Here is a 19273-nt window from a genome sequence, read left to right as displayed (position 1 = left end):
CGAGGCCTATGATACTCACAATCAACACCTGAAAGCCGCCGCCTGACATGAAACCCATGCTATAGCTTAGCCCCGGCGGAAAACTGGTCGAAAATTCAGGACCACCTCTGATGAACACATCGATGATTTTCAGTTCGGGTTCATCCATTCCCCCATAAAGATGATTCAGGAACATCTCTTTCGTCAGGGTTGTGCCTTTGCGCAGGCTCAGCAGTTCAAGGATCTGGTATTCCTTGCCCGTCAGATTGACTGGCTTTCCATGCACCTCGACCGAACGGGCGTCGAGGTTGACCGTGATATTGCCCGTGCGGATCAGCGCCTGACTGTGGCCTTTCGACCGGCGGATGATCGCCTGGATGCGGGCCTGCAGTTCTTCACGATTGAAGGGCTTGGTCATATAGTCATCGGCACCAAAGCCGAAGCCACGCAGCTTGCTTTCGGTGTCATCGGACCCCGTCAGGATCAGGATCGGCGTATCGATGCGGGCAAGACGCAGATGGCGCAGCACCTCCATGCCGTGCATGTCGGGCAAATCAAGGTCCAGCAGGATCAGGTCATAGTCATACAACTTGGCCAGATCGATCCCTTCCTCACCCATATCGGTCAGGAAGACGTTATAGCTTGCAGCCGTCAGCATCAGTTCGATCGCACGCGCTGTGCTGGGATCATCTTCTACCAAAAGAATTCGCATGACTGGTGTATCCCCCGATTCGTCAAAATGTCATAAGCCGACAATCGTCCGAACAGGTTAATATGCGGTTACCGGCTTTCCTCGATCATGGCTTACTCAACCTATAATTGTCTATACTTTTGGATGGCAGTTGTCTTCAATGCCGATTTACCGTGCCTTTCGAATGCCACACACCAGCTGTCGAACTCCTCCTCGGACAGGCCATAGCGGCGCAGGGCGTCTTCGCGCAATATCAACCCCTTATGGACTGCCTGCACGACGATCTGTTTGCGGCTTGCCACCCATCGCGTCTGGGCATCCGGCAGATCCGCAATACTGATGATGCTGCCGTCATCCAGCATTGCAATCCGTGGACCCGTTGTTTTCTTTACGAACATTTATGCCGCCTTTTTTATTGTCCTCCGATTTGTGACGCAAATCTTTTAAGCCGCAGTTAGCCCGTTCCCCTTTTCAGCACCGCGCGGGGTTGAGAATACAGAGCATTTGCATATATTTTGATGCAAATACGTAGATACGCCCAAAGCCCCGCGGGGGCGAAAGATCACCCGATGACCCTGATTGCTGCCGAACGCGCCGAAGCGCGCGATACCGAATTGAACAGTCTTGGCTTTGCCAAACCCCCTGCGGAAACCCGTGTGGTGGTGGCGATGTCGGGCGGCGTCGACAGCTCGGTTGTGGCGGCACAGCTGAAAAGTGAAGGTTATGATGTCATCGGGGTGACCTTGCAGCTTTATGACCATGGCGCGGCTTTGGCCAAAAAAGGTGCCTGCTGTGCGGGTCAGGACATCCACGATGCCCGCCGCGTGGCCGAGCGTATGGGCTTTCCGCATTATGTGCTGGATTACGAAAACAAGTTCCGTGAATCAGTAATCGACGAATTTGCCGATGCCTATCTGGCGGGCGCGACCCCTGTTCCCTGTATCCGCTGCAACGAACGCGTCAAGTTCCGCGATCTTCTGGAAACCGCCCGCGATCTGGATGCCGATTGCATGGCCACCGGCCATTATATCCAGCGCAAGGATGGCAGCATGCGTGCAGAACTGCACATGGCTGCCGATCCGAACCGCGATCAAAGCTATTTCCTGTTCTCCACCACGCAAGAACAGCTGGATTACCTGCGCTTTCCCTTGGGCCATCTGGTCAGCAAGGATGAAACCCGCGCGCTTGCCGCTGAATACGGGCTGTCCGTTGCCGACAAACCCGACAGTCAGGACATCTGCTTTGTCCCGAATGGCGATTACGCCGCTGTCATCGAAAAGCTGCGCCCCGGTGCCGCCGACCCCGGTGATATCGTCGATATGGAGGGGAACGTGCTGGGCACCCATCGCGGCGTGATCCACTATACCATCGGCCAGCGTCGCGGTCTGGGCATCGGGGGTCTGGGTGATCCCCTGTATGTCGTTCGACTGGAACCCGACACCCGCCGTGTCCTTGTCGGCCCGCGTGCAGCCCTGTCCACCAAGACCGTCAATGTGACCGAGGTGAACTGGCTGGGCGACGACGCCTATGAGGGCGAGATCGCCTGCCTTGTCCGCATCCGGTCAACCCGCCCGCCGCGCCCCGCGATCCTGCGCCCCCTGCCCGGTCGCCGCGCCGAGGTCGAGCTGCTGGACCCCGAAGACGGCGTTAGCCCCGGACAGGCCTGCGTGTTCTATGAACCCGATGGCACACGCGTGCTGGGCGGTGGCTGGATCAGCTTGCGTCGGCGGCCAGCAATCTGATCCGTTCGATCATGGCGCGCACACCGTTCGATCGCTGTGCGGACAGATGCTCATCCAGCCCCAGCCGTGCAAGCGCGGCAGGGGCATCCACGCCTTCGACCTCGGCCACCGGCAGCCCTGAATAAAGCGCGTGCAGAACGGCAATCAGGCCACGCACGATGATGGCATCGCTGTCGCCTTGAAAATCGAAACGGCCATCTTCGATGCGCGGCAGGATCCAGACCTGACTGGCACATCCGTCAACCTTGGTGGCAGGAACGTGGAAAGCGTCATCCAGACCGGGCATGGCTTTGCCAAGCTCGATCACATGGCGGTAACGTTCTTCCCAATCATCCAGAAATTCGAAAGTTTCGGCAATATCTTCGAAAGCGGCGGTTGGCATGGGTCTCTCCGTTTTGCACAAGAAGGCCTAGCCTGACTGCGCCCCAAGGTCAAAGAGGCTTTTCCACGCGCCTCGTTTCGCCTATCACCAAGGTCAAAAGCCAAAGGGATGCGCCATGACCAGACTAACCCTGCCCCTGCTGATCGTCGCCGCCATCGTGTCCGGATGCGGACGGTCCGGGGATAGCGGCTGGAACCCGCTGTCTTGGGGCGGTCGTCCGGCCCCGTCGACCTCGCTTGCCCCCGAGGAGGGTTACGTCACGCAGATCGACGAACGTCCGGCCATTCCGCAGATCCTCTCGGCCGAATGGGAACCGCTTTCCGAAGGCCGCCTGCTGGTCGTGCGTGGTTTCGCCCCCGTCAAAGGATACCATTCGGCCGAACTGGTTTCCGTCCGCCCCCAGCCGGGCAACCGCATGACGCCAGACGCTGATGGCGTCCTGCGACTGCGCTTTGTTGCGGCCCCGCCGGCCGCAAACAGCGCCGCAGCCACCCTGCCCGCAAACCCAACCACCGACCAGATCGTCGTCGCGATGCCGCTTAGCTTCCTGCAACTTAACAAAATATACGCGATCGAGATTGCCGGGGCGACACAAGTCGTCAAACTCTCGCGCTAAGTCCTTGCAAGCGCCGCCCTGCCGCGCTAATCCGCCAAAGTCGGAGGCGTGGCAGAGTGGTTTAATGCACCGGTCTTGAAAACCGACGTGGGTAAAAGTCCACCGTGGGTTCGAATCCCACCGCCTCCGCCAGTTCCGGACAATTTGATGGCTTATGGATGTCAGGCTTCGGAACAAGAAAGACGGTCTGTCTTATCTGACAATCCAACAAGCAATGGTCTGGTTTCCAAGTATTCCTGCACCGTCAGAATGACGGGACAGCAGTGTTAGTAGGTTCAATCAATTTGCGGCTGTGGCACTGCCTGTATGCACGCTGCTTTTATGAATGCCGGAAAGAAAGAACAGCGATGTTGCAATGATTGCCGGGGCCAGCAGGCCAAGGGACATGGGCAATGTTGTCGCCGTTCCGCCGATGGCAACGCAGGACGATACCGAAAAGGCGATGGCGAACTGGATGGCACCCAATAGCGCCGATCCCATGCCGGCGCCGACGTCGGCAAGCTCCATCGTGATCGACATCGCGTTGGCTGACAAAAGGCCGATCATGCCGATTGTAATCCACAGCGGCAGGACGAACACCCATAACGTTTGCGTCCCCGAAAGAAGCGTCAGACATAACGCCGAGGCGATAAAGCAGGGTAAACCAACCTTCAGGATCTGCCACGGGCTGATACGGTTCAGCAAAATGCCGTTCACGCGCCCGAAAACGATCAGGGCTGCCGCGATAAAGGCGAACATCATGCCAAAGCCTGTTGCGCTAAGGCTGAAGATACCTTGGAACACCCCCGATGATCCGGTGATAAAAGCGAACATGCCGCCTTGGGCAAAACCGGCCACCAGTGCCATAATGATGAAACCACGCAGGGACAGCAGCATGCCCGCTGTCCGCAAACCGTTTGCGAAGGGCTGCGATTTGCGTTTTTCCAGCGGAAGCGTTTCAGGCAGGACAAGCAGTGCCAAGGTAAAGGCGATGACACTGACCAGTGCCATGACCGCAAAAATCGACTGCCAGCCGAAAGTGCCCAGCAGCATGCTGCCCAATGTCGGAGAGACAATCGGTCCGATGGTCAGCAGCATGACCAGAACTGTCATCACCTGCGCGGCCCGTTGCCCTGAATAAAGGTCCTTCACCACCGCACGACCGACAACCATACCGGCACTTGCCCCGATGGCTTGCACGAACCGCAATGCGTTAAACAGATTGACATCTTTGACCATCGGCAAAGCGATTGACGTCATGGTGAATAAGGCTGTCCCGACCAGCAGCGGCATCTTGCGGCCATAAGCATCCGTCAGCATACCCACCACCAACTGCCCGACGCAAAGCCCAAGAAAGAAGATCGACAGTGAAAATTCGACCGCCGTATGGCTTGCCTGCAGGGATACCGCCAGATCGCCAAGTGCGGCCAGATACATATCTGTTGCCAACGGCGGAAACAGGGACAGCAGCCCCAGAACCGCTGTAACCGCGGCAGCATGCTTGGGTGTAAGGGATATTCGGGACATCGGATCTCCTGCTGGCTCATGTTAATAGACTGGTGTCTACTTGCTATTATTAGACTGATGTCCAATAATCAAGAATAGTTTCTTTCAAGCCATTGGCAGGAGGTGTGTATGACCATCGCAGGAACCGGCGGACGCCCCGTTAACGCGCAGGCAGGTGCCGCCCTGAAAGCCGCAGCGCTACATCTGATCCGTGAAAAGGGATACGAGAATGTGTCTATTGCCGCCATCGCCAGCAAGGCGGGCGTCGCGCGGCAAACGCTTTACAACCGCTGGAACACGAAGGCCGATCTGGTTCTGGACGCCGTGTTCGAGGCCACGCATAATTTTGCCGCCGAACCCGTCCGGACAGAGAGTAAATCCGGCCCTTTGCTGCTGGAGGAGTTTCTGACCAATGTCTTCGTGCATCTGAATGTCGACGGGGACATCCTGCGTGCATTGATAGCCGCCGCACAGCAGGATGCGACATTCCAGACCGCCTTCTATGACAGCTTTGTGCAACCGCGCGAAAAGATGATCACCGCCCTTTTGTCCGAGGCCCAAGCCCGCAACGAACTGTCACCCGACCGTAACCCTGAAATGCTGTCTAATTTCATCCACGGCGCGTTCTGGTACCGGCTGTTGAACCGCAAGACGCTGGACACCGCATTTGCCAAAGAAATCACCGACGAGGTGTTCCGCCCCCATGCAGATGTCCGATAATGTCCGGCCAAATGAAAACTGGTAAAATGTCCCCCGTCGGATCATGACTTGTCGGATGAGCAAAATCACGAACCCCCGTAAGATCGACCCCGAGCGGCTGCTCTATGAGCTGGACTGGAATTTGCTACGCAGTTTTGTGGTGATCGTGCAGGCGGGCGGTATCTCGAAGGCGGCCGAGGTGATGAACCTGACCCAGCCGACCGTCAGCGCCGCCCTGAAACGGCTAGAGGATAGGCTGGGTCGGCGTCTTATCGATCGCGGACCATCGGTCTTCGAACTGACCGAGGCCGGCCAGCGCCTGTACACCGAGGCGGTCGAAATTCGCGGGTCGGTGCTGCGGCTGGCAACGATTTTGCGTGATGTGACCGATGTTATCAAAGGCCATGTCCGGCTGGCGATTGCCAGTCACGTCATCTCGCCGCTGCTGGATGATTGCGTGCGTGATTTCCATAAGGCATGTCCCCTTGCGACGCTGGAAATAGAGGTCATGGCCAGCCGTCAGGTGCAAGAGCGGCTGGTGGATAAGGCGGTTTCGGTCGGGATATGCCTGTCGCTGAACCGGCAGGCACCGCTGGAATACCGCCGGATGTTCACCGAATATTTCGGCATTTTCTGCGGGCGCAGCCACCATTTATATGGCCAGCAGCATATCGGCATCAACGCGCTGCGGGGTGAAAGCTCGGTCAGTTTCGTGACAGACCAGATGAGTGACGCCTTGCGCCCCGTGACCCTGATGCGGGCGGAACTGGGGCTGTCGGATCATCTGGTCGGGTCATCCCCCAATCTGGAGGAAGTGCGCCGGATGATCTGTTCGGGACTGGGGGTCGGCCCTCTGCCCATCCATGTCGCCCGCCCCGATCTGGAGTCGGGGCTGCTGTGGCGGCTGCCCCCCTATGAGGGGCTGCCCCAGATCGACGTGAATGTCGCGTGGAACCCCAAGGCGCGGATGAACCGTGCCGAACAGGCGTTCATTGATCTGCTGCTCAAAAAGATCGCCGACACCCCCGAGGCTTTGCGCGACTATCGCGATTAGATCAGCACCTTACCGGGGTTCATAATCCCCTTGGGGTCTAGCGTCTGCTTCAGCTGATGCATCAAGGTCAGCGTGGCTGCAGGTTTGCTGGCCGCCAGACGCGCACGTTTTTGCAGGCCGATGCCGTGTTCTGCTGAAAACGATGCCCCCGGCGTATCGGCCAGCGTGGCGTAAAGCAGGTCATCGATGGGGCCGCGGTTGCGTTTCGCATCGGGGGTCAGGCCAACGCACAGGTGCAGGTTGCAATCACCCAGATGCCCGAAAACATAGGAGTGAACGTCTGGGAAATGTTGCGCCTGCGCCTTGGTCCAGCAGGCGATAAAATCATCAATGCGGGCGGCTTCGATGCTGATATCATAGGACAGCATCGCGCCAAGCGGGCGCATCATCAGGTCGCTGTCTTCCCTGATCGCCCAAATCACCGCGCGTTCGGCATCCGATTTCGCGATCACTCCGTCCTGCACCAGATCCTTTTCCGCCGCTGTTTCAAAAATCGCCAGCAACAATGCCTCGGCTGCGTCCTGCGTCTGGCCGGTCACTTCGACGATCAGATGCAGCGCGTCGCTTGGCGGCAAGGGTTCGCGCCCTTTGCATTGATAGCCGGTCATCAGGTGATAAAATTCCGGCCACATCGCCTCGAACGACAACAGATTGCCGCCCGCAAGGATCTGGGCCAACCCCAAAACCGCTTGTGCCGATGCCAGATCAGGACATGCCAGCAGCGCCGAGGCTTTGGCCGCAGGGCGCGGGAATAGCCGCAAAACCGCAGCGGTCACAACGCCCAACGTCCCTTCGGCCCCGATAAACAGCTGTTTCAGGTCATAGCCAGTGTTGTCCTTGGGCAGCGTGTTCATATCTTCGATCACGGAACCATCGGCCAGAACAGCGGTCAGCCCCAGAACATTGTCGCGGGTCATGCCGTAACGGATGACCCGAACCCCGCCCGCATTTGTCGCAATCACCCCGCCCAGCGTTGCGGTATCGCGTGAGGGAATGTCGATGCCCGTCGTCAGGCCATGCTCGGCCGCCGCACGGTCCAGTTCGGCAATGGTGGCACCCGCTTCGGCCACGATCACGCGTTGCAGGGGGTCCACACGCAGAATGCGGGTCATACGCTCCAGCGACAGCGCCACCTGATCGGGCGCAGTTGCCGTCGCATCGACCAGACCGGTCAGCCCGCCCTGCGGCACCAAGGGCGTCCCATGTTGGTTGGCACGCGCGCAGATAGCGGCCACCATATCGGTTGTATCAGGGCGTAGCATCACACCCGCCTTGCGGCTGGTATCGCAATAGCCGGGGTCCAGATCGCGCAGGCGGTCCGATGTGACGATACAGTCGTCAGGGCAGATATCCGAAAAAAGCTTATGCATTGAGGGTCTGTTTCCACACATCCATGATGCCTTGCGCAATCATCAGGTCCAGATGCGCACCCCCACCATTTTTGAAAAGGGTGATATCCTGTGCAGTCATACGCCCTGTGCGTCCCGTTTCAAGGTCATTGAAATCACCCAGCACGCTGTCACGGGAAATAACCCCATCTGCCAGCGGCATCATCAATTCGCCGATATGGTCCAGCGTGGTCTGGCGGCTGTCCACAAAAATGCGAGCGCGACGCATCAGGGTGTCATCGGCTTCGCGCATGTCGGCGCGGAACGCACCGACCAGATCGACATGGGTGCCGGGACGCACCCATTCCCCCATCAGGACCGGCTGACGGGCCATGGTCGCGCTGGTGACAATATCGGCCTGTGCGACGGCGGCGGGCAGATCGGTTGTTGCTTGCGTCGGCAACCCCTCGGCTGCCAGCTTGGCTGCCAGATCGATCGCGGTGGCGGCGGTACGGTTCCAGATCAGGATGCGCTGCAGTTGCGGGAACAGCGCGTGATAGACCCGTGCCAGCGACGCGGCCACCGTCCCTGCCCCGATGACAACCAACTGCCGGCTGTCGGGGCGCGCCAGATACCGCGCGCCCAGCCCCGAATCCGCTGCCGTTTTCCAATAGGTAACCAGCGCGCTGTCGATCAGCGCCAGAGGCGTTCCCGTTTCATCGTCAAACAGCACCATGACGCCCTGAACAGTGGGCAGGCCGCGTGCAGCATTGCCTTCCAACACGGATACGGTTTTCAGGCCCATGCCGATGCCGTCCACCCATGCCGCGCGGTTCAACAGCGTGTCGCCCCCGCGTGTCAGGAACAGATCACCGATCCGCGCGGGTGGCAGGCGATGCCCCGCCGCAAGGGCATCGACCATATCGGGCCAGTTCAACAACGATTGCACATCTTGGGCACGGATATAAGGCAGGCTGGGGGCAGTCATGGCAGTTCCTTTCGGCAAAGGCTTCAGGCGGTAAAGGCACCAAGATAGCTGGCAAGATTGTCGCCAAGGGCCGTTTGCATATAGCCACCTTCCTGCACGTTAAGGACCGGTAAGTCCAACCCGCGGATGGCCCGCCCGATGGTCGCGAAATCACCGGTGGTCAGGGACATGCCGCGAAAGGGGTCGTCTTCATGCGTGTCCAGCCCAAGGGCGACCACAACCGCGGTTGCACCAAAGGCGGCAATCTGGGCAAGTGCTGTGTCCAGCGCGGGCATATATGCGGCAATACCGGCACCGCGCGGCAGAGGCAGGTTCAGGTTATAACCGGTGCCACTGCCGGTCCCGACCTCGGAGGCGGCACCAGCATAGAAGGGATAGAATTCGACCGGATCGACATGCAGCGAAATCGTCAACACATCGTCGCGGTCATAGAAGATCGCCTGTGTTCCGTTGCCGTGATGCACGTCGATATCCAGAACCACCGGCCGGTGGCCGTTCACCCGCAGATATTCCGCCGCGATGGCTGAATTGTTCAGAAAACAGAACCCGCCCGCAATTTCCTGATAGGCATGATGCCCCGAAGGCCGCGACAAGGCATAGGCAGCAGGTGCTCCATCAACGATATCATATGCCCCGCTTAACGCGGTCTGCGCCGACCAATAGATGGCATTCCAGCTGTCAGGACCGATCGGACAGGAGGTATCGGCGTTATGAAATCCGATCTGGGCCTCGGCCTCGGGGCTGTAATGGCGTTGTGGGTCAAGGCAGAAGCGGCTTGGCACCACCTCGGACAGATCGGGAAAGGCGGCCAGCCGCCGCGCAAAGATTGATTGCAGGTAATCCAGATAGCGCGGCGGATGGATCGCGGCCAAGGCCCCCATGCCATGATCGGTCGGTGCATGCCGGACCAGGCCCGCCCGCGTTGCGCCATCGACCAACAAATCAACCCGTTCGGGACGGTCAGGGTTCTGGATTACGCGGCCATTTTCCAGCCGGAATTGCGGATCATGGGCACGTTGGCGGTCATCGTGGAAAAATTTCATATCAAAAGCCTTATGCCTGCGCCTGTGCGCGGGCTGTTTCGAAGTCACGTCCGGGAAGCGCGGCCAGCAGGCCACGCGCATAATCGGATGTCGGGTTGTTCAGGATTTGCGCGGCATCGCCGGTTTCAACAATCCGGCCCTTTTGCATGACAATCAGCCGGTCACAGATTTGCCCCGCCACGCGCAAATCATGGGTGATAAACAGCATCGACAGGTTCAGATCGCGCTTCAGCCCCTCCAGCAGGTCCAGCACCTGTGCCTGCACGGATACGTCCAGCGCGGAAACCGCCTCATCCGCGACGATCAGTTCGGGGTCCAGAACGAGGGCGCGGGCAATGCCGATGCGCTGGCGCTGGCCGCCCGAAAACTCATGCGGGAAACGCGACATTGCTCCGGCGTCCAGACCGACACGTTCCAGCAAGGCGATGGCACGTTCGCGGGCCTTGCCAACGGGGGTGCCATGGGCCACCTGCCCTTCGGTCAGGGATTTGCCCACGCTTTGGCGCGGTGGCAGGCTGGAGTATGGGTCTTGGAAAATCATCTGGACGCGCTTGCGGTCACGACGTAATTCCTCGCCCTTCAGGGCGGACATATCCAGACCGTTCAGCAGCACCTGCCCGCGATCCACCTCCTGCAAACGGACGATGGCGCGGCCGAGGGTGGATTTTCCCGACCCGCTTTCACCCACAATTCCGATGGTTTCACCGGTATGCAGATCAAAGCTGATGTCATCCAGCGCGGTGACCACACGAGCCTTCCCACCTAGCCAACCGCCGCCAGTGCGGAATTGCTTGTGCAATCCTTTGACCTGCAACAGCGGCGCGTCATAGACAGCCGCACCTTCGGTCACTGCTTTCAACCGCGGGATCGCATCCAGCAATGCCTGCGTATAGGGGTGCTGCGGGCGCAACAGAACGTCAGCGGCAGCGCCCTCCTCGACGATAACACCGTGCTGCATGACCAGCACGCGGTCGGCGATATCGGCCACCACGCCCAGATCATGGGTGATGAAGACCACGCCCATGTCATGCTTGCGCCGCAGATCGTCCAACAGCCGTAAAATCTGCGCCTGCGTGGTCACATCCAGCGCGGTGGTCGGTTCGTCGGCGATCAGGATCGCAGGTTCCAGCGCCAGAGCCATGGCAATCACTACCCGCTGCCGCTGGCCGCCCGACATCTGGAACGGATAGGCGCGCGCGCTGGCGACCGGATCGGGCAGGCCAACCTCGGTCAGCAATTCGATGACGCGGTCGCGGCGGGTGGCGGGGGTCAGCATGTTATGCGCCTCGAACACCTCCTCGATCTGGCGACCGACGGGCATCAGCGGGTTCAGGGCGGTCAAGGGTTCCTGAAAGATCATACCAAGACGGCGACCGCGCAGCTGGCGCATCTGCGCTTCGGTCAGTTTTGTCAGGGCCTGCCCGTCAAAGGTGATCGACCCGCTTGCGACCGATAAACCCTCGGCCAGCAGGCCCATGATGGCATTGGCCGACATGGATTTTCCTGACCCGCTCTCGCCCACAATGCACAGCATTTCAGCGGGTTGCAGATCAAAGCTGACATCCTTGACCGCATAGGAACGGTCGGCCCCTTTAGGCAGGCCGATGGTCAGGTTGGTGACGGAAAGCAAACTCATGCGTCGCCCCTGTTCAGTTTCGGGTTCAGGGCGTCGTTCAGACCTTCGCCCACAAGGTTCAGCGCCAGAACGGTGATGACGATGGCGATGCCGGGAATGAACGACAGCCACCATGCAGTGCGCAGCGCGGTACGTGCCGCCCCGATCATATAGCCCCATGACATGACGTTGGGATCCGACAGCCCCAGAAACGACAGCGAGCTTTCCAGCAGGATCGCCGTCGCCACCATCAACGATGCCAGAATGATGATCGGTGCCAGAACGTTCGGCATCACATGATGGATCAGGATATAACGGTGGCGCAGACCCTGAACGATGCCGGCCTCGACGAATTCGCGGCGGCGCAGGGACAAAACCTCACCCCGCACCAGACGGGCGACGGGGGGCCAACTGACCAGCGCGATGGACAGGACCACAAAATGCAGCTGCGGTTGAAAGATCATCAGCAGGACGATGGCCAAGGCGAAACTGGGGATGGTCTGGAAAAATTCGGTAAAGCGCATCAGCAGGTCATCAGGCCAGCCGGGGAAATATCCGGCAATGGCACCCACCGGCACACCAATGGCCAGCGCCGCCAGTGTCGAGACCAGACCGATCATCAGCGATATTCGCGCACCATGGATCAGCTGGCTAAGGACATCGCGCCCTAGTGCATCGGTGCCAAGCGGCAGCGCGCTGTCCTGAAACGGCGGCAGGAACGGACGCTGGACCATGCGCCACGGGTCCTGTGATGTCAGCAGCGGGCCAAGCACGGCCAGAAAGACAACGATGCCCAGCAGGACAAGACCAATCAACGCGCCCCTGTTGCGCGCATAGCGGGACCAGAAATGTGTCATGATTGCAGCCTGATACGGGGATCGACGACCATATACAGCAGGTCGGTGATCAGGTTGAAAAGAAGAACCAGCGCGGCCGACACGAAGAAGACCCCAAGGATAATGTTGTAATCACGCTGGGCGATTGCCTCGAACATCAGGCGACCAATGCCGGGCCATGCAAAGACGGTTTCCGTCAACACGGCACCGCCGACCAGCTGTCCGGCCTGAAGCCCCGCCAGTGTGATGATGGGCAGCAGCGCGTTACGCAGCACATGGCGGCGGGTGATGATCGAGGGTTTCAGCCCCTTGGCGCGGGCGGTCTTGACGAAATCCAGCCGGTTCACCTCCAGCATCGAGGCGCGGGTCATGCGGGCATAAACGGCGGTAAAGAACAGCCCCAGCGTCGTCGCGGGCAGGATCAGGTGGATGCCGATATCGGCAATCCGCGCCAGACCGGTGTAATTTGCCCCGACGGTTTCATAGCCAAACCCCGGCAGCCACCCAAGGCCCACGGAAAACAACAGCGATGCCATCAGCGCCATCCAGAACAGCGGCGTTGCATAGAACAACAGCGCTACGGTCGAGATGATCGTATCACCCCAGCCCCCCTGACGCCGCGCGGCCAGCGCACCGGCCAGCACGCCCAGCCCCAGCGAAATCGCAAAGGCGGTCATGGTCAGCAACAACGTCGCAGGCAGGCGTGCCGCGATCAGGTCAAACACCGGAACATCGCGGCGGAACGACCAGCCCATGTCCAGCATCAGATAGCCTTTGATATACAAAACCAGCTGCACCAGCAGCGATTGGTCCAATCCGAAACGCGCCCGCATATCGGCCAGCACCTGCGGATCGGATGAGCCGGTTTCGGCCATCATGATCATCGCCGGATCGCCGGGGGCTGCGTGGATCAGGAAAAAGTTCAGCACCAGAATGGCCAGCAGCGTCAGCGCCGCCTTGACCAACCGGCCCAGGATAAAACGTGCCATCGCACAGATCCTTTCAAACGGTCCGCCCGCAAAGCATCACGCTTTGCGGGCAAGCCAAGGGTTCAGCGGTCAAGCCAGGTGTCGCGCATGCTGTCGTTCAGCCCGATGGCCGATGTGACAAGGTCCTTGACCTCGCACCGGTACACGGTGGGCTGCTGCATTTCGGTCAGCCATGCGACGGGAGATTCCTCGACCAGCAGGGCCTGCGTTTCGGCATAGATGGTGGTGCGTTCTTCGTCGGTCAGGGCGGTGGCACCTGCGGCGAACAGGCGGTCGATTTCGGGGTTTTCAAACCCTTCGACGTTGTTCCACTGCGATCCTTTGGCGATGTTGGTGGACACATAATTGCGGGCCACGCCCAGCGCCGGATCGCCGTATTGATAGACAAAGGTAAACGCCATGTCGTAATCCCAGTCGGCCAAACGCTGGTTCCAACCGGCGACGTCACTGGCGACCAGTTCGACATCAACGCCGATATCGGACAGGTTCTGACGCACAGCCTCGGCCCAGCGCTGCCAGACCTCGCCATAAGGCAGCGGCAACAGGCGCAGGGTCTGGCCGTCATAAGACGACGCCTCGACCAGTTCGCGCGCCGCATCGACATCGAACTGGATCGACGGCGTGTCGCCTGAATAGAAACGGGTCGAGGAATTGACCGCACCCGTTGCCGGACGCCCAAAACCCGCAAAGATCGCATTCACGGCAAAATCGCGGTCGATGGCCATGTTGATGGCCTTGCGCAGCTTGGCATCATCCAGCGGTGCATTGCGGTTGTTCAGCCAGATCAGCGATAGCGGGCCAAAGAACTCCCACCCCTTATCGGTGACGCAAACATTGTCCATCGCCTGAATGCGCGGCAAATCGAACATCTCGACGCTGCCCGCGGGCAGGACGTCCACTTCGCCGGTTTCGAAAGCAATGGTCCGTGATGCGGCATCGGGGATCACACGATAATAGATGTCATCCAGACGCGGGTGGCCTTCGACGTAATAATCAACGTTTTTGACCAGATGGATATAGCTGCCCTGTTCCCATGTATCGAACTTGAACGGACCGGTGCCGATGGGCGTGGCATTGGCAGGATTGCCTGCGAAATCCTGCCCTTCATAGATGTGGCGCGGCAGCACGGGGGTCGAACCGGACTCGAAGGACCCAAGAAACGGCCCGAAGGGTGTCTTTAGTTTATAGACAACAGTATGGTCGTCGGGGGCGGTGATGCTTTCGACATGCTCCAGCACGGTGCGCCAACGGGCGCTGGTTTCGCGCAGGAACACATCATGCGAAAAAACCACATCGGCGGCACTGAAGGTTTCGCCGTCATGCCACATCACCCCGTCCTGTAAGGTAAAGGTATAGGTCAGACCGTCATCGGAAATGGTCCATTCCTTGGCCAGCCCCGGCATCGGTTCCAGATTTTCGTCATAACGCAGCAGGCTTTCATAGATCTGCCCTGCGATCAGCTGGGTCGGCGCGTTCTGCAACAGCCCAAGGTTCAGACCCGTCGGTTCGGGCTGGACAATGGTGTTCAGCGTACCACCCATCTTGGTATCCTGTGCCACGGCGGCACATGCGATGGCGGAAACGCTTGCGGCAAGCGCCAGCGTTTTGATCTTTTTCATCATGATGTTCCCTGTCGTTTTTTGCCGGCAGCGCTGCGGATCTTGTGACCCTGCAGTCCCCTGCCGGAGGTTTGCTAAGGAAACCCTAACAAAGCGGTAATCATTGACAGCATGATCATTCGTTATCCCCGACATAGATGAAATCTATATTGACGACGTGGTCCTGCAATTGCTGATGATGGGCTGATCGCACAGCTGGGCGTGGGGTGGTCAATCCTTGGGCAGATCGCCACCAAGCTTGCGCAGGCAGTCCAAAAGACCCGCGTGTTCTTCGGCGCTTAACCGCGCCAACAGTGTTCGGTCATAGTCCTGCGCAATGGCAGCAAGGTCGGTATAGGCCGCCTGCCCCGCTTGCGTCAGGCACAATGTCGCACGGCGGCGATCATCCCCGTCAAGCGTCCGCGTTACAAAGCGCTTGTCCTGCAAGGCCGTCACTGCACGACTGATCTTTGTCTTATGCACCCGCGCCATGATCCCGATCCGTGTCGCATCCATTGGCCCGAACTGTCCCAGATGCGCCAGCACCCGCCATTCGGTCCGCAACATCCCGTAGCGGTCCTTATAGATCCTGCTGAAACCCTGCCCCGCTTCCTCGGCTGCGTGGTTCAGCAGATAGGGCAGAAAATCCTGCAGCCGGAATTGCGCGGGGTCAGTCACGGACACTCCTGCAAAAAGATCATTGTTGGTTACAAATACAACTATTAGCCGTAGAGGGGTGCGGCAACGGGAAAGCGCCATGACCCAGCAGGATCACCCCCGAAATGCGCTGGCAGGATCGGAACCTGCTTATATGTCAGGCTTTGGCAATGATTTCGAAACCGAAGCCTTATCCGGTGCCCTGCCCCAAGGCATGAACAGCCCGCAAAAGGTCAATTACGGCCTTTACGGCGAACAGCTGTCCGGCACCGCCTTCACCGCACCGGGGCATCAGAACGAACGGACATGGTGCTATCGCATCCGCCCGTCCGTCCGGCATCAGGGGCGGTTTTCGCGTATCGCGCTTCCGTTGTGGAAATCCGCGCCGCATGTGATCGATGATATCACCAGCCTTGGCCAATACCGCTGGGACCCCGTGCCCCATTCCGACGAACCGCTGACATGGCTGACGGGCATGCGCACCATGACCACGGCGGGCGATGTGAACACGCAGACCGGCATGGCCTCGCATATCTATCTGGTGTCGAAATCGATGCAGGACGCCTATTTCTATTCCGCCGATGGCGAATTGCTGGTCGTGCCACAAGAAGGCCGCCTGCGCTTTGTCACGGAACTGGGCGTGCTAGAGGTCGGCCCACAGGACATCGCCATCATCCCGCGCGGCCTTGTCTATCGGGTCGAGGTTCTGGAAGGCCCCGCCCGCGGTTTCGTCTGCGAGAATTACGGCCAGAAGTTCACCCTGCCCGAACGCGGCCCCATCGGTGCAAATTGCATGGCCAACCGCCGCGATTTCAAAACCCCCGTCGCCGCATATGAGGACCGCGAGGTCCCGTCCACCCTGACCGTCAAATGGTGCGGCCAGTTCCACCAATGCGACATCGCCCAAAGCCCGCTGGACGTGGTGGCGTGGCACGGGAACTATGCGCCGGTGAAATACGATCTGCGGACCTATTGCCCCGTCGGTGCGATCCTGTTCGATCACCCCGACCCCTCGATCTATACCGTTCTGGCCGCCCCCAGCGGCATCGAGGGCACGGCAAATATCGACTTCGTCCTGTTCCGCGACCGCTGGAATGTGGCCGAAAACACCTTCCGCCCGCCCTGGTACCACAAGAACGTCATGTCCGAGCTGATGGGAAATATCCACGGCCAATATGATGCCAAGCCCAAGGGCTTTGTCCCCGGCGGGATCAGCCTGCACAACTGCATGCTGCCCCATGGCCCCGACCGTGCGGCATTCGAGGCTGCCTCGAACGCCGATCTGGCACCGCATAAGCTGGAAAACACTATGTCTTTCATGTTCGAGACACGTTTCCCCCAGCACTTGACCGAATTCGCCGCTCTTACCGCCCCCTTACAGGATGATTACATCGATTGCTGGAACGGGCTGGATAAGAAGTTCGACGGCACGGCGGGCATAAAATAACCGCTAAAGATGTGACAGATCGAAGCCCGGATCATCCTTCACGGTCCGCAGGACAATCTCGGACCGGACCTGGGCGACATGCTCATGCGGCAAGAGATGTTCGTGAATGAAACGGGCAAAACTCTCCAGATCCAGCGTCCGCAGATCCAGCACATAATCAGCATCCCCCGAAACCGAAAACGCCGAACGGACCTGCGGATGGGTGGCCAGAAAGCGGGCGAAGCTGCGTTCGCTGTCGCCACCATGCCGCCGCAGATTGACCCGAACAATTGCGCGCAACCCGAAGCCCAACCGTTCACCATCCAGCCGCGCACCATAGCCGCGGATGAGGCCCGATTGCTCCAGCGCGGCACGTCTGCGCGAACACTGCGAGGCTGACAGATGCACCATTTGCGACAGCACCGCATTGGTCAGCGCACCGTCCTTTTGCAAAGCCCGCAGGATCGCGATGTCGAAATGATCCAGCGTCATATTTTCCCCATTACCTCACAGCACATGCAGGTATTATCCCTGTTATGCACATTAAATACAAAATTGACCCGCATCCGCACAAATAATGCATACAATCTATTTGAAAAAGTAAATTCGCACATTCATTGCGGTGGGATCGGCGCATCATACTTCGAAGCATTGTAAAGGAGTATTCATGGGTCCGTTTCCGCATAACGCATCAAAGGCCACCATCTCGGACGCCAATCCGGCGGGAACCGACGGGTTCGCCTTTGTAGAATTCGCCCATCGTGACCCTGCCGTGCTGGACAAACTGTTCCGTCAAATGGGTTTTACACCTGTGGCCAAACATAAATCGCGCGACATCACGCTGTATCGTCAGGGTGACATCAACTATCTGCTAAACGCCGACACCACCGGACATGCCGCGCAATTCGTAAACGAACATGGCCCCTGCGCCCCCGCCATGGCATGGCGCGTCGTTGATGCCCGGCATGCGTTAAAACGGGCGGTTGATCTGGGGGCCACCGAATATACCGGTGACGGCAAGGCAATCGACGCCCCCGCGGTTTACGGCATCGGCGGGTCGTTGCTGTATTTCATCGATACCTATGGCGATCTGGGCAGCCCTTTTACCGCCGATTACGACTGGCTGGGCAAGGTTGACCCAAGCCCCGAAGGCTTTGGCTTTTATTACCTTGACCACCTGACCCATAACGTCATTCGCGGCAATATGGACACATGGTATCGCTTCTATGCCGATACCTTCAACTTCAAGGAAATCCGCTTTTTCGACATCAAGGGCAAACAGACGGGGCTGACCAGTCGCGCCCTTACCTCGCCCGATGGCAAGATCCGCATTCCGATCAACGAAAGCGCCGATGACAACAGCCAGATCGAGGAATACCTACGCGAATACAAGGGCGAGGGTATCCAGCATATCGCCATCGCCAACAACGACATCTATGGCGGCACCGATAAAATCGCCGACGCGGGGATGGAATTCATGCCCGGTCCGCCCGCCACCTATTACGAGATGAGCCGCGCCCGCGTCAAAGGCCACGAAGAACCACTGGACCGCATGCAGAACCGCGGTATCCTAATCGACGGCGAAGGCGTGGTGGGCGGGGGTGAAACGCGCATCCTGTTACAGATCTTCTCGAAAACCGTGATCGGGCCGATCTTTTTCGAATTCATCCAACGCAAGGGCGACGACGGCTTTGGCGAAGGCAATTTCCGCGCGTTGTTTGAATCGATCGAGGAAGATCAGGTCCGTCGCGGCGTGCTGAAGGCCGAACCGGCAGAATGATCTGGACCGAGCTTTCCTCGGCCCCGCCCCTTGGTACTGTTGTGCCCGGGGGCGATCTGCAATCGGGCGCGCGGGCGGTTACTGTCACCACCGATGCCGGTGATTTCCCGCTGCTGCTGGTGATGACCGATGATGGCATCAAAGGGTTCGTGAACGCCTGCCCGCATCAATTCCTGCCGCTGGATTATCGCAGCCCGCATCTGATGTCGCATGACGGCACCAAACTGATGTGCAGCGCACATGGTGCAATCTTCGATGCAAGGACGGGTGACGGGGTTGGCGGTCACGGTCTGGGATGCAGCCTGTCACCTGTTCCGCTGCACAGAACGGACGGACAATTGGTGATCGGGTCGCGCACCCCCTGA

General features: G+C 59.1%; 20 protein-coding genes and 1 tRNA gene. 8 read left to right on the top strand and 13 right to left on the bottom strand.

The features are described 5' to 3' along the window. Both DWB67_RS13625 and DWB67_RS13620 read right to left on the bottom strand, forming a co-directional pair. On the bottom strand, positions 1 to 691 hold a 691-nt coding region (locus DWB67_RS13625), incomplete at its 3' end, for a response regulator transcription factor (RefSeq protein WP_147385932.1). A gap of 101 nt (positions 692 to 792) precedes the next feature. Further along, positions 793 to 1068, bottom strand: coding sequence for a DUF1153 domain-containing protein (locus DWB67_RS13620; RefSeq protein ID WP_119808100.1), 276 nt, complete (start codon positions 1066 to 1068; stop codon positions 793 to 795). Between the two features lie 171 nt (positions 1069 to 1239). Here DWB67_RS13620 and mnmA point away from each other — a divergent pair, with 171 nt between their 5' ends. Next, positions 1240 to 2412 carry a tRNA 2-thiouridine(34) synthase MnmA gene (gene mnmA, locus DWB67_RS13615; protein ID WP_119808099.1) on the top strand — a complete coding sequence of 391 codons (1173 nt, stop codon included), beginning with the start codon at positions 1240 to 1242 and terminating at the stop codon, positions 2410 to 2412. Here mnmA and DWB67_RS13610 read toward each other — a convergent pair. Beyond that, positions 2384 to 2794 carry a SufE family protein gene (locus DWB67_RS13610; RefSeq protein WP_119808098.1) on the bottom strand — a complete coding sequence of 137 codons (411 nt, stop codon included), beginning with the start codon at positions 2792 to 2794 and terminating at the stop codon, positions 2384 to 2386. The two genes, mnmA and DWB67_RS13610, sit on opposite strands and share 29 nt — an antisense overlap. Before the next feature lie 115 nt (positions 2795 to 2909). Here DWB67_RS13610 and DWB67_RS13605 point away from each other — a divergent pair, with 115 nt between their 5' ends. Both DWB67_RS13605 and DWB67_RS13600 read left to right on the top strand, forming a co-directional pair. Continuing rightward, positions 2910 to 3410 (top strand): hypothetical protein, encoded by a 501-nt coding sequence (locus DWB67_RS13605; protein ID WP_119808097.1) that lies wholly within the window; start codon positions 2910 to 2912, stop codon positions 3408 to 3410. A gap of 42 nt (positions 3411 to 3452) precedes the next feature. Continuing rightward, positions 3453 to 3542, top strand: a tRNA-Ser gene (locus tag DWB67_RS13600). 147 nt (positions 3543 to 3689) lie between these two features. On the opposite strand, the gene DWB67_RS13595 is transcribed toward DWB67_RS13600, so the two are convergent. Beyond that, the gene (locus DWB67_RS13595) at positions 3690 to 4916 is read right to left on the bottom strand and encodes a multidrug effflux MFS transporter (protein WP_119808096.1); all 1227 of its coding nucleotides are present in this window, start codon (positions 4914 to 4916) and stop codon (positions 3690 to 3692) included. Positions 4917 to 5024: 108 nt separating this feature from the next. Here DWB67_RS13595 and DWB67_RS13590 point away from each other — a divergent pair, with 108 nt between their 5' ends. After that, entirely contained in the window at positions 5025 to 5615 is a 591-nt protein-coding gene (locus tag DWB67_RS13590; protein WP_119808095.1) for a TetR/AcrR family transcriptional regulator, read from the top strand. A 55-nt stretch (positions 5616 to 5670) separates the two neighbouring features. Next, complete coding sequence (locus DWB67_RS13585; protein WP_119808094.1) at positions 5671 to 6648, top strand: LysR family transcriptional regulator; 978 nt, start codon at positions 5671 to 5673, stop codon at positions 6646 to 6648. On the opposite strand, the gene DWB67_RS13580 is transcribed toward DWB67_RS13585, so the two are convergent. The 8 genes from DWB67_RS13580 to DWB67_RS13545 form a co-directional block, all read right to left on the bottom strand. Further along, complete coding sequence (locus DWB67_RS13580) at positions 6645 to 8018, bottom strand: FAD-binding oxidoreductase (RefSeq protein ID WP_182911584.1); 1374 nt, start codon at positions 8016 to 8018, stop codon at positions 6645 to 6647. The two genes, DWB67_RS13585 and DWB67_RS13580, sit on opposite strands and share 4 nt — an antisense overlap. Continuing rightward, the gene (locus DWB67_RS13575) at positions 8011 to 8964 is read right to left on the bottom strand and encodes an ornithine cyclodeaminase family protein (RefSeq protein WP_119808092.1); all 954 of its coding nucleotides are present in this window, start codon (positions 8962 to 8964) and stop codon (positions 8011 to 8013) included. Before DWB67_RS13575 ends, DWB67_RS13580 begins: the two co-directional genes overlap by 8 nt. A 23-nt stretch (positions 8965 to 8987) precedes the next feature. Then, the gene (locus DWB67_RS13570) at positions 8988 to 10007 is read right to left on the bottom strand and encodes a histone deacetylase family protein (protein WP_119808091.1); all 1020 of its coding nucleotides are present in this window, start codon (positions 10005 to 10007) and stop codon (positions 8988 to 8990) included. Between the two features lie 10 nt (positions 10008 to 10017). Then, on the bottom strand, positions 10018 to 11643 hold the full coding sequence (locus DWB67_RS13565) for an ABC transporter ATP-binding protein (protein ID WP_119808090.1): 1626 nt from the start codon (positions 11641 to 11643) through the stop codon (positions 10018 to 10020). Then, positions 11640 to 12479 (bottom strand): ABC transporter permease, encoded by an 840-nt coding sequence (locus tag DWB67_RS13560; protein ID WP_119808089.1) that lies wholly within the window; start codon positions 12477 to 12479, stop codon positions 11640 to 11642. Before DWB67_RS13560 ends, DWB67_RS13565 begins: the two co-directional genes overlap by 4 nt. Next, on the bottom strand, positions 12476 to 13447 hold the full coding sequence (locus DWB67_RS13555) for an ABC transporter permease (RefSeq protein ID WP_119808088.1): 972 nt from the start codon (positions 13445 to 13447) through the stop codon (positions 12476 to 12478). The genes DWB67_RS13560 and DWB67_RS13555 overlap by 4 nt, the downstream gene beginning before the upstream one ends. A 62-nt stretch (positions 13448 to 13509) precedes the next feature. Beyond that, positions 13510 to 15066 (bottom strand): ABC transporter substrate-binding protein, encoded by a 1557-nt coding sequence (locus DWB67_RS13550; RefSeq protein WP_119808108.1) that lies wholly within the window; start codon positions 15064 to 15066, stop codon positions 13510 to 13512. Positions 15067 to 15276: 210 nt separating this feature from the next. Further along, positions 15277 to 15723: a MarR family winged helix-turn-helix transcriptional regulator gene (locus DWB67_RS13545; protein WP_255418679.1), complete on the bottom strand. Its 447-nt coding sequence runs from the start codon at positions 15721 to 15723 to the stop codon at positions 15277 to 15279. Positions 15724 to 15802: 79 nt separating this feature from the next. Here DWB67_RS13545 and hmgA point away from each other — a divergent pair, with 79 nt between their 5' ends. Next, the gene (gene hmgA, locus DWB67_RS13540) at positions 15803 to 17149 is read left to right on the top strand and encodes a homogentisate 1,2-dioxygenase (protein WP_119808086.1); all 1347 of its coding nucleotides are present in this window, start codon (positions 15803 to 15805) and stop codon (positions 17147 to 17149) included. Positions 17150 to 17152: 3 nt separating this feature from the next. On the opposite strand, the gene DWB67_RS13535 is transcribed toward hmgA, so the two are convergent. Continuing rightward, entirely contained in the window at positions 17153 to 17620 is a 468-nt protein-coding gene (locus DWB67_RS13535; RefSeq protein ID WP_119808085.1) for an Lrp/AsnC family transcriptional regulator, read from the bottom strand. 175 nt (positions 17621 to 17795) lie between these two features. Here DWB67_RS13535 and hppD point away from each other — a divergent pair, with 175 nt between their 5' ends. Further along, complete coding sequence (hppD, locus tag DWB67_RS13530) at positions 17796 to 18908, top strand: 4-hydroxyphenylpyruvate dioxygenase (RefSeq protein WP_119808084.1); 1113 nt, start codon at positions 17796 to 17798, stop codon at positions 18906 to 18908. Next, positions 18905 to 19273, top strand: coding sequence for a Rieske 2Fe-2S domain-containing protein (locus DWB67_RS13525; RefSeq protein ID WP_119808083.1), 369 nt, complete (start codon positions 18905 to 18907; stop codon positions 19271 to 19273). Before hppD ends, DWB67_RS13525 begins: the two co-directional genes overlap by 4 nt.

The organism is Paracoccus sp. JM45, assembly GCF_003590715.1.
GTDB lineage: Bacteria > Pseudomonadota > Alphaproteobacteria > Rhodobacterales > Rhodobacteraceae > Paracoccus.
This window is presented reverse-complemented; position numbering and strand designations above follow the sequence as displayed.

What these genes read in the sequence shown, in the direction of transcription:
- DWB67_RS13620 (WP_119808100.1), bottom strand. Translation starts at nt 1,068, where the DNA reads ATGTTCGTAAAGAAAACAACGGGTCCACGGATTGCAATGCTGGATGAC.
- mnmA (WP_119808099.1), top strand. Translation starts at nt 1,240, where the DNA reads ATGACCCTGATTGCTGCCGAACGCGCCGAAGCGCGCGATACCGAATTG.
- DWB67_RS13610 (WP_119808098.1), bottom strand. Translation starts at nt 2,794, where the DNA reads ATGCCAACCGCCGCTTTCGAAGATATTGCCGAAACTTTCGAATTTCTG.
- DWB67_RS13605 (WP_119808097.1), top strand. Translation starts at nt 2,910, where the DNA reads ATGACCAGACTAACCCTGCCCCTGCTGATCGTCGCCGCCATCGTGTCC.
- DWB67_RS13595 (WP_119808096.1), bottom strand. Translation starts at nt 4,916, where the DNA reads ATGTCCCGAATATCCCTTACACCCAAGCATGCTGCCGCGGTTACAGCG.
- DWB67_RS13590 (WP_119808095.1), top strand. Translation starts at nt 5,025, where the DNA reads ATGACCATCGCAGGAACCGGCGGACGCCCCGTTAACGCGCAGGCAGGT.
- DWB67_RS13585 (WP_119808094.1), top strand. Translation starts at nt 5,671, where the DNA reads ATGAGCAAAATCACGAACCCCCGTAAGATCGACCCCGAGCGGCTGCTC.
- DWB67_RS13580 (WP_182911584.1), bottom strand. Translation starts at nt 8,018, where the DNA reads ATGCATAAGCTTTTTTCGGATATCTGCCCTGACGACTGTATCGTCACA.
- DWB67_RS13575 (WP_119808092.1), bottom strand. Translation starts at nt 8,964, where the DNA reads ATGACTGCCCCCAGCCTGCCTTATATCCGTGCCCAAGATGTGCAATCG.
- DWB67_RS13570 (WP_119808091.1), bottom strand. Translation starts at nt 10,007, where the DNA reads ATGAAATTTTTCCACGATGACCGCCAACGTGCCCATGATCCGCAATTC.
- DWB67_RS13565 (WP_119808090.1), bottom strand. Translation starts at nt 11,643, where the DNA reads ATGAGTTTGCTTTCCGTCACCAACCTGACCATCGGCCTGCCTAAAGGG.
- DWB67_RS13560 (WP_119808089.1), bottom strand. Translation starts at nt 12,479, where the DNA reads ATGACACATTTCTGGTCCCGCTATGCGCGCAACAGGGGCGCGTTGATT.
- DWB67_RS13555 (WP_119808088.1), bottom strand. Translation starts at nt 13,447, where the DNA reads ATGGCACGTTTTATCCTGGGCCGGTTGGTCAAGGCGGCGCTGACGCTG.
- DWB67_RS13550 (WP_119808108.1), bottom strand. Translation starts at nt 15,066, where the DNA reads ATGAAAAAGATCAAAACGCTGGCGCTTGCCGCAAGCGTTTCCGCCATC.
- hmgA (WP_119808086.1), top strand. Translation starts at nt 15,803, where the DNA reads ATGACCCAGCAGGATCACCCCCGAAATGCGCTGGCAGGATCGGAACCT.
- DWB67_RS13535 (WP_119808085.1), bottom strand. Translation starts at nt 17,620, where the DNA reads ATGACGCTGGATCATTTCGACATCGCGATCCTGCGGGCTTTGCAAAAG.
- hppD (WP_119808084.1), top strand. Translation starts at nt 17,796, where the DNA reads ATGGGTCCGTTTCCGCATAACGCATCAAAGGCCACCATCTCGGACGCC.
- DWB67_RS13525 (WP_119808083.1), top strand. Translation starts at nt 18,905, where the DNA reads ATGATCTGGACCGAGCTTTCCTCGGCCCCGCCCCTTGGTACTGTTGTG.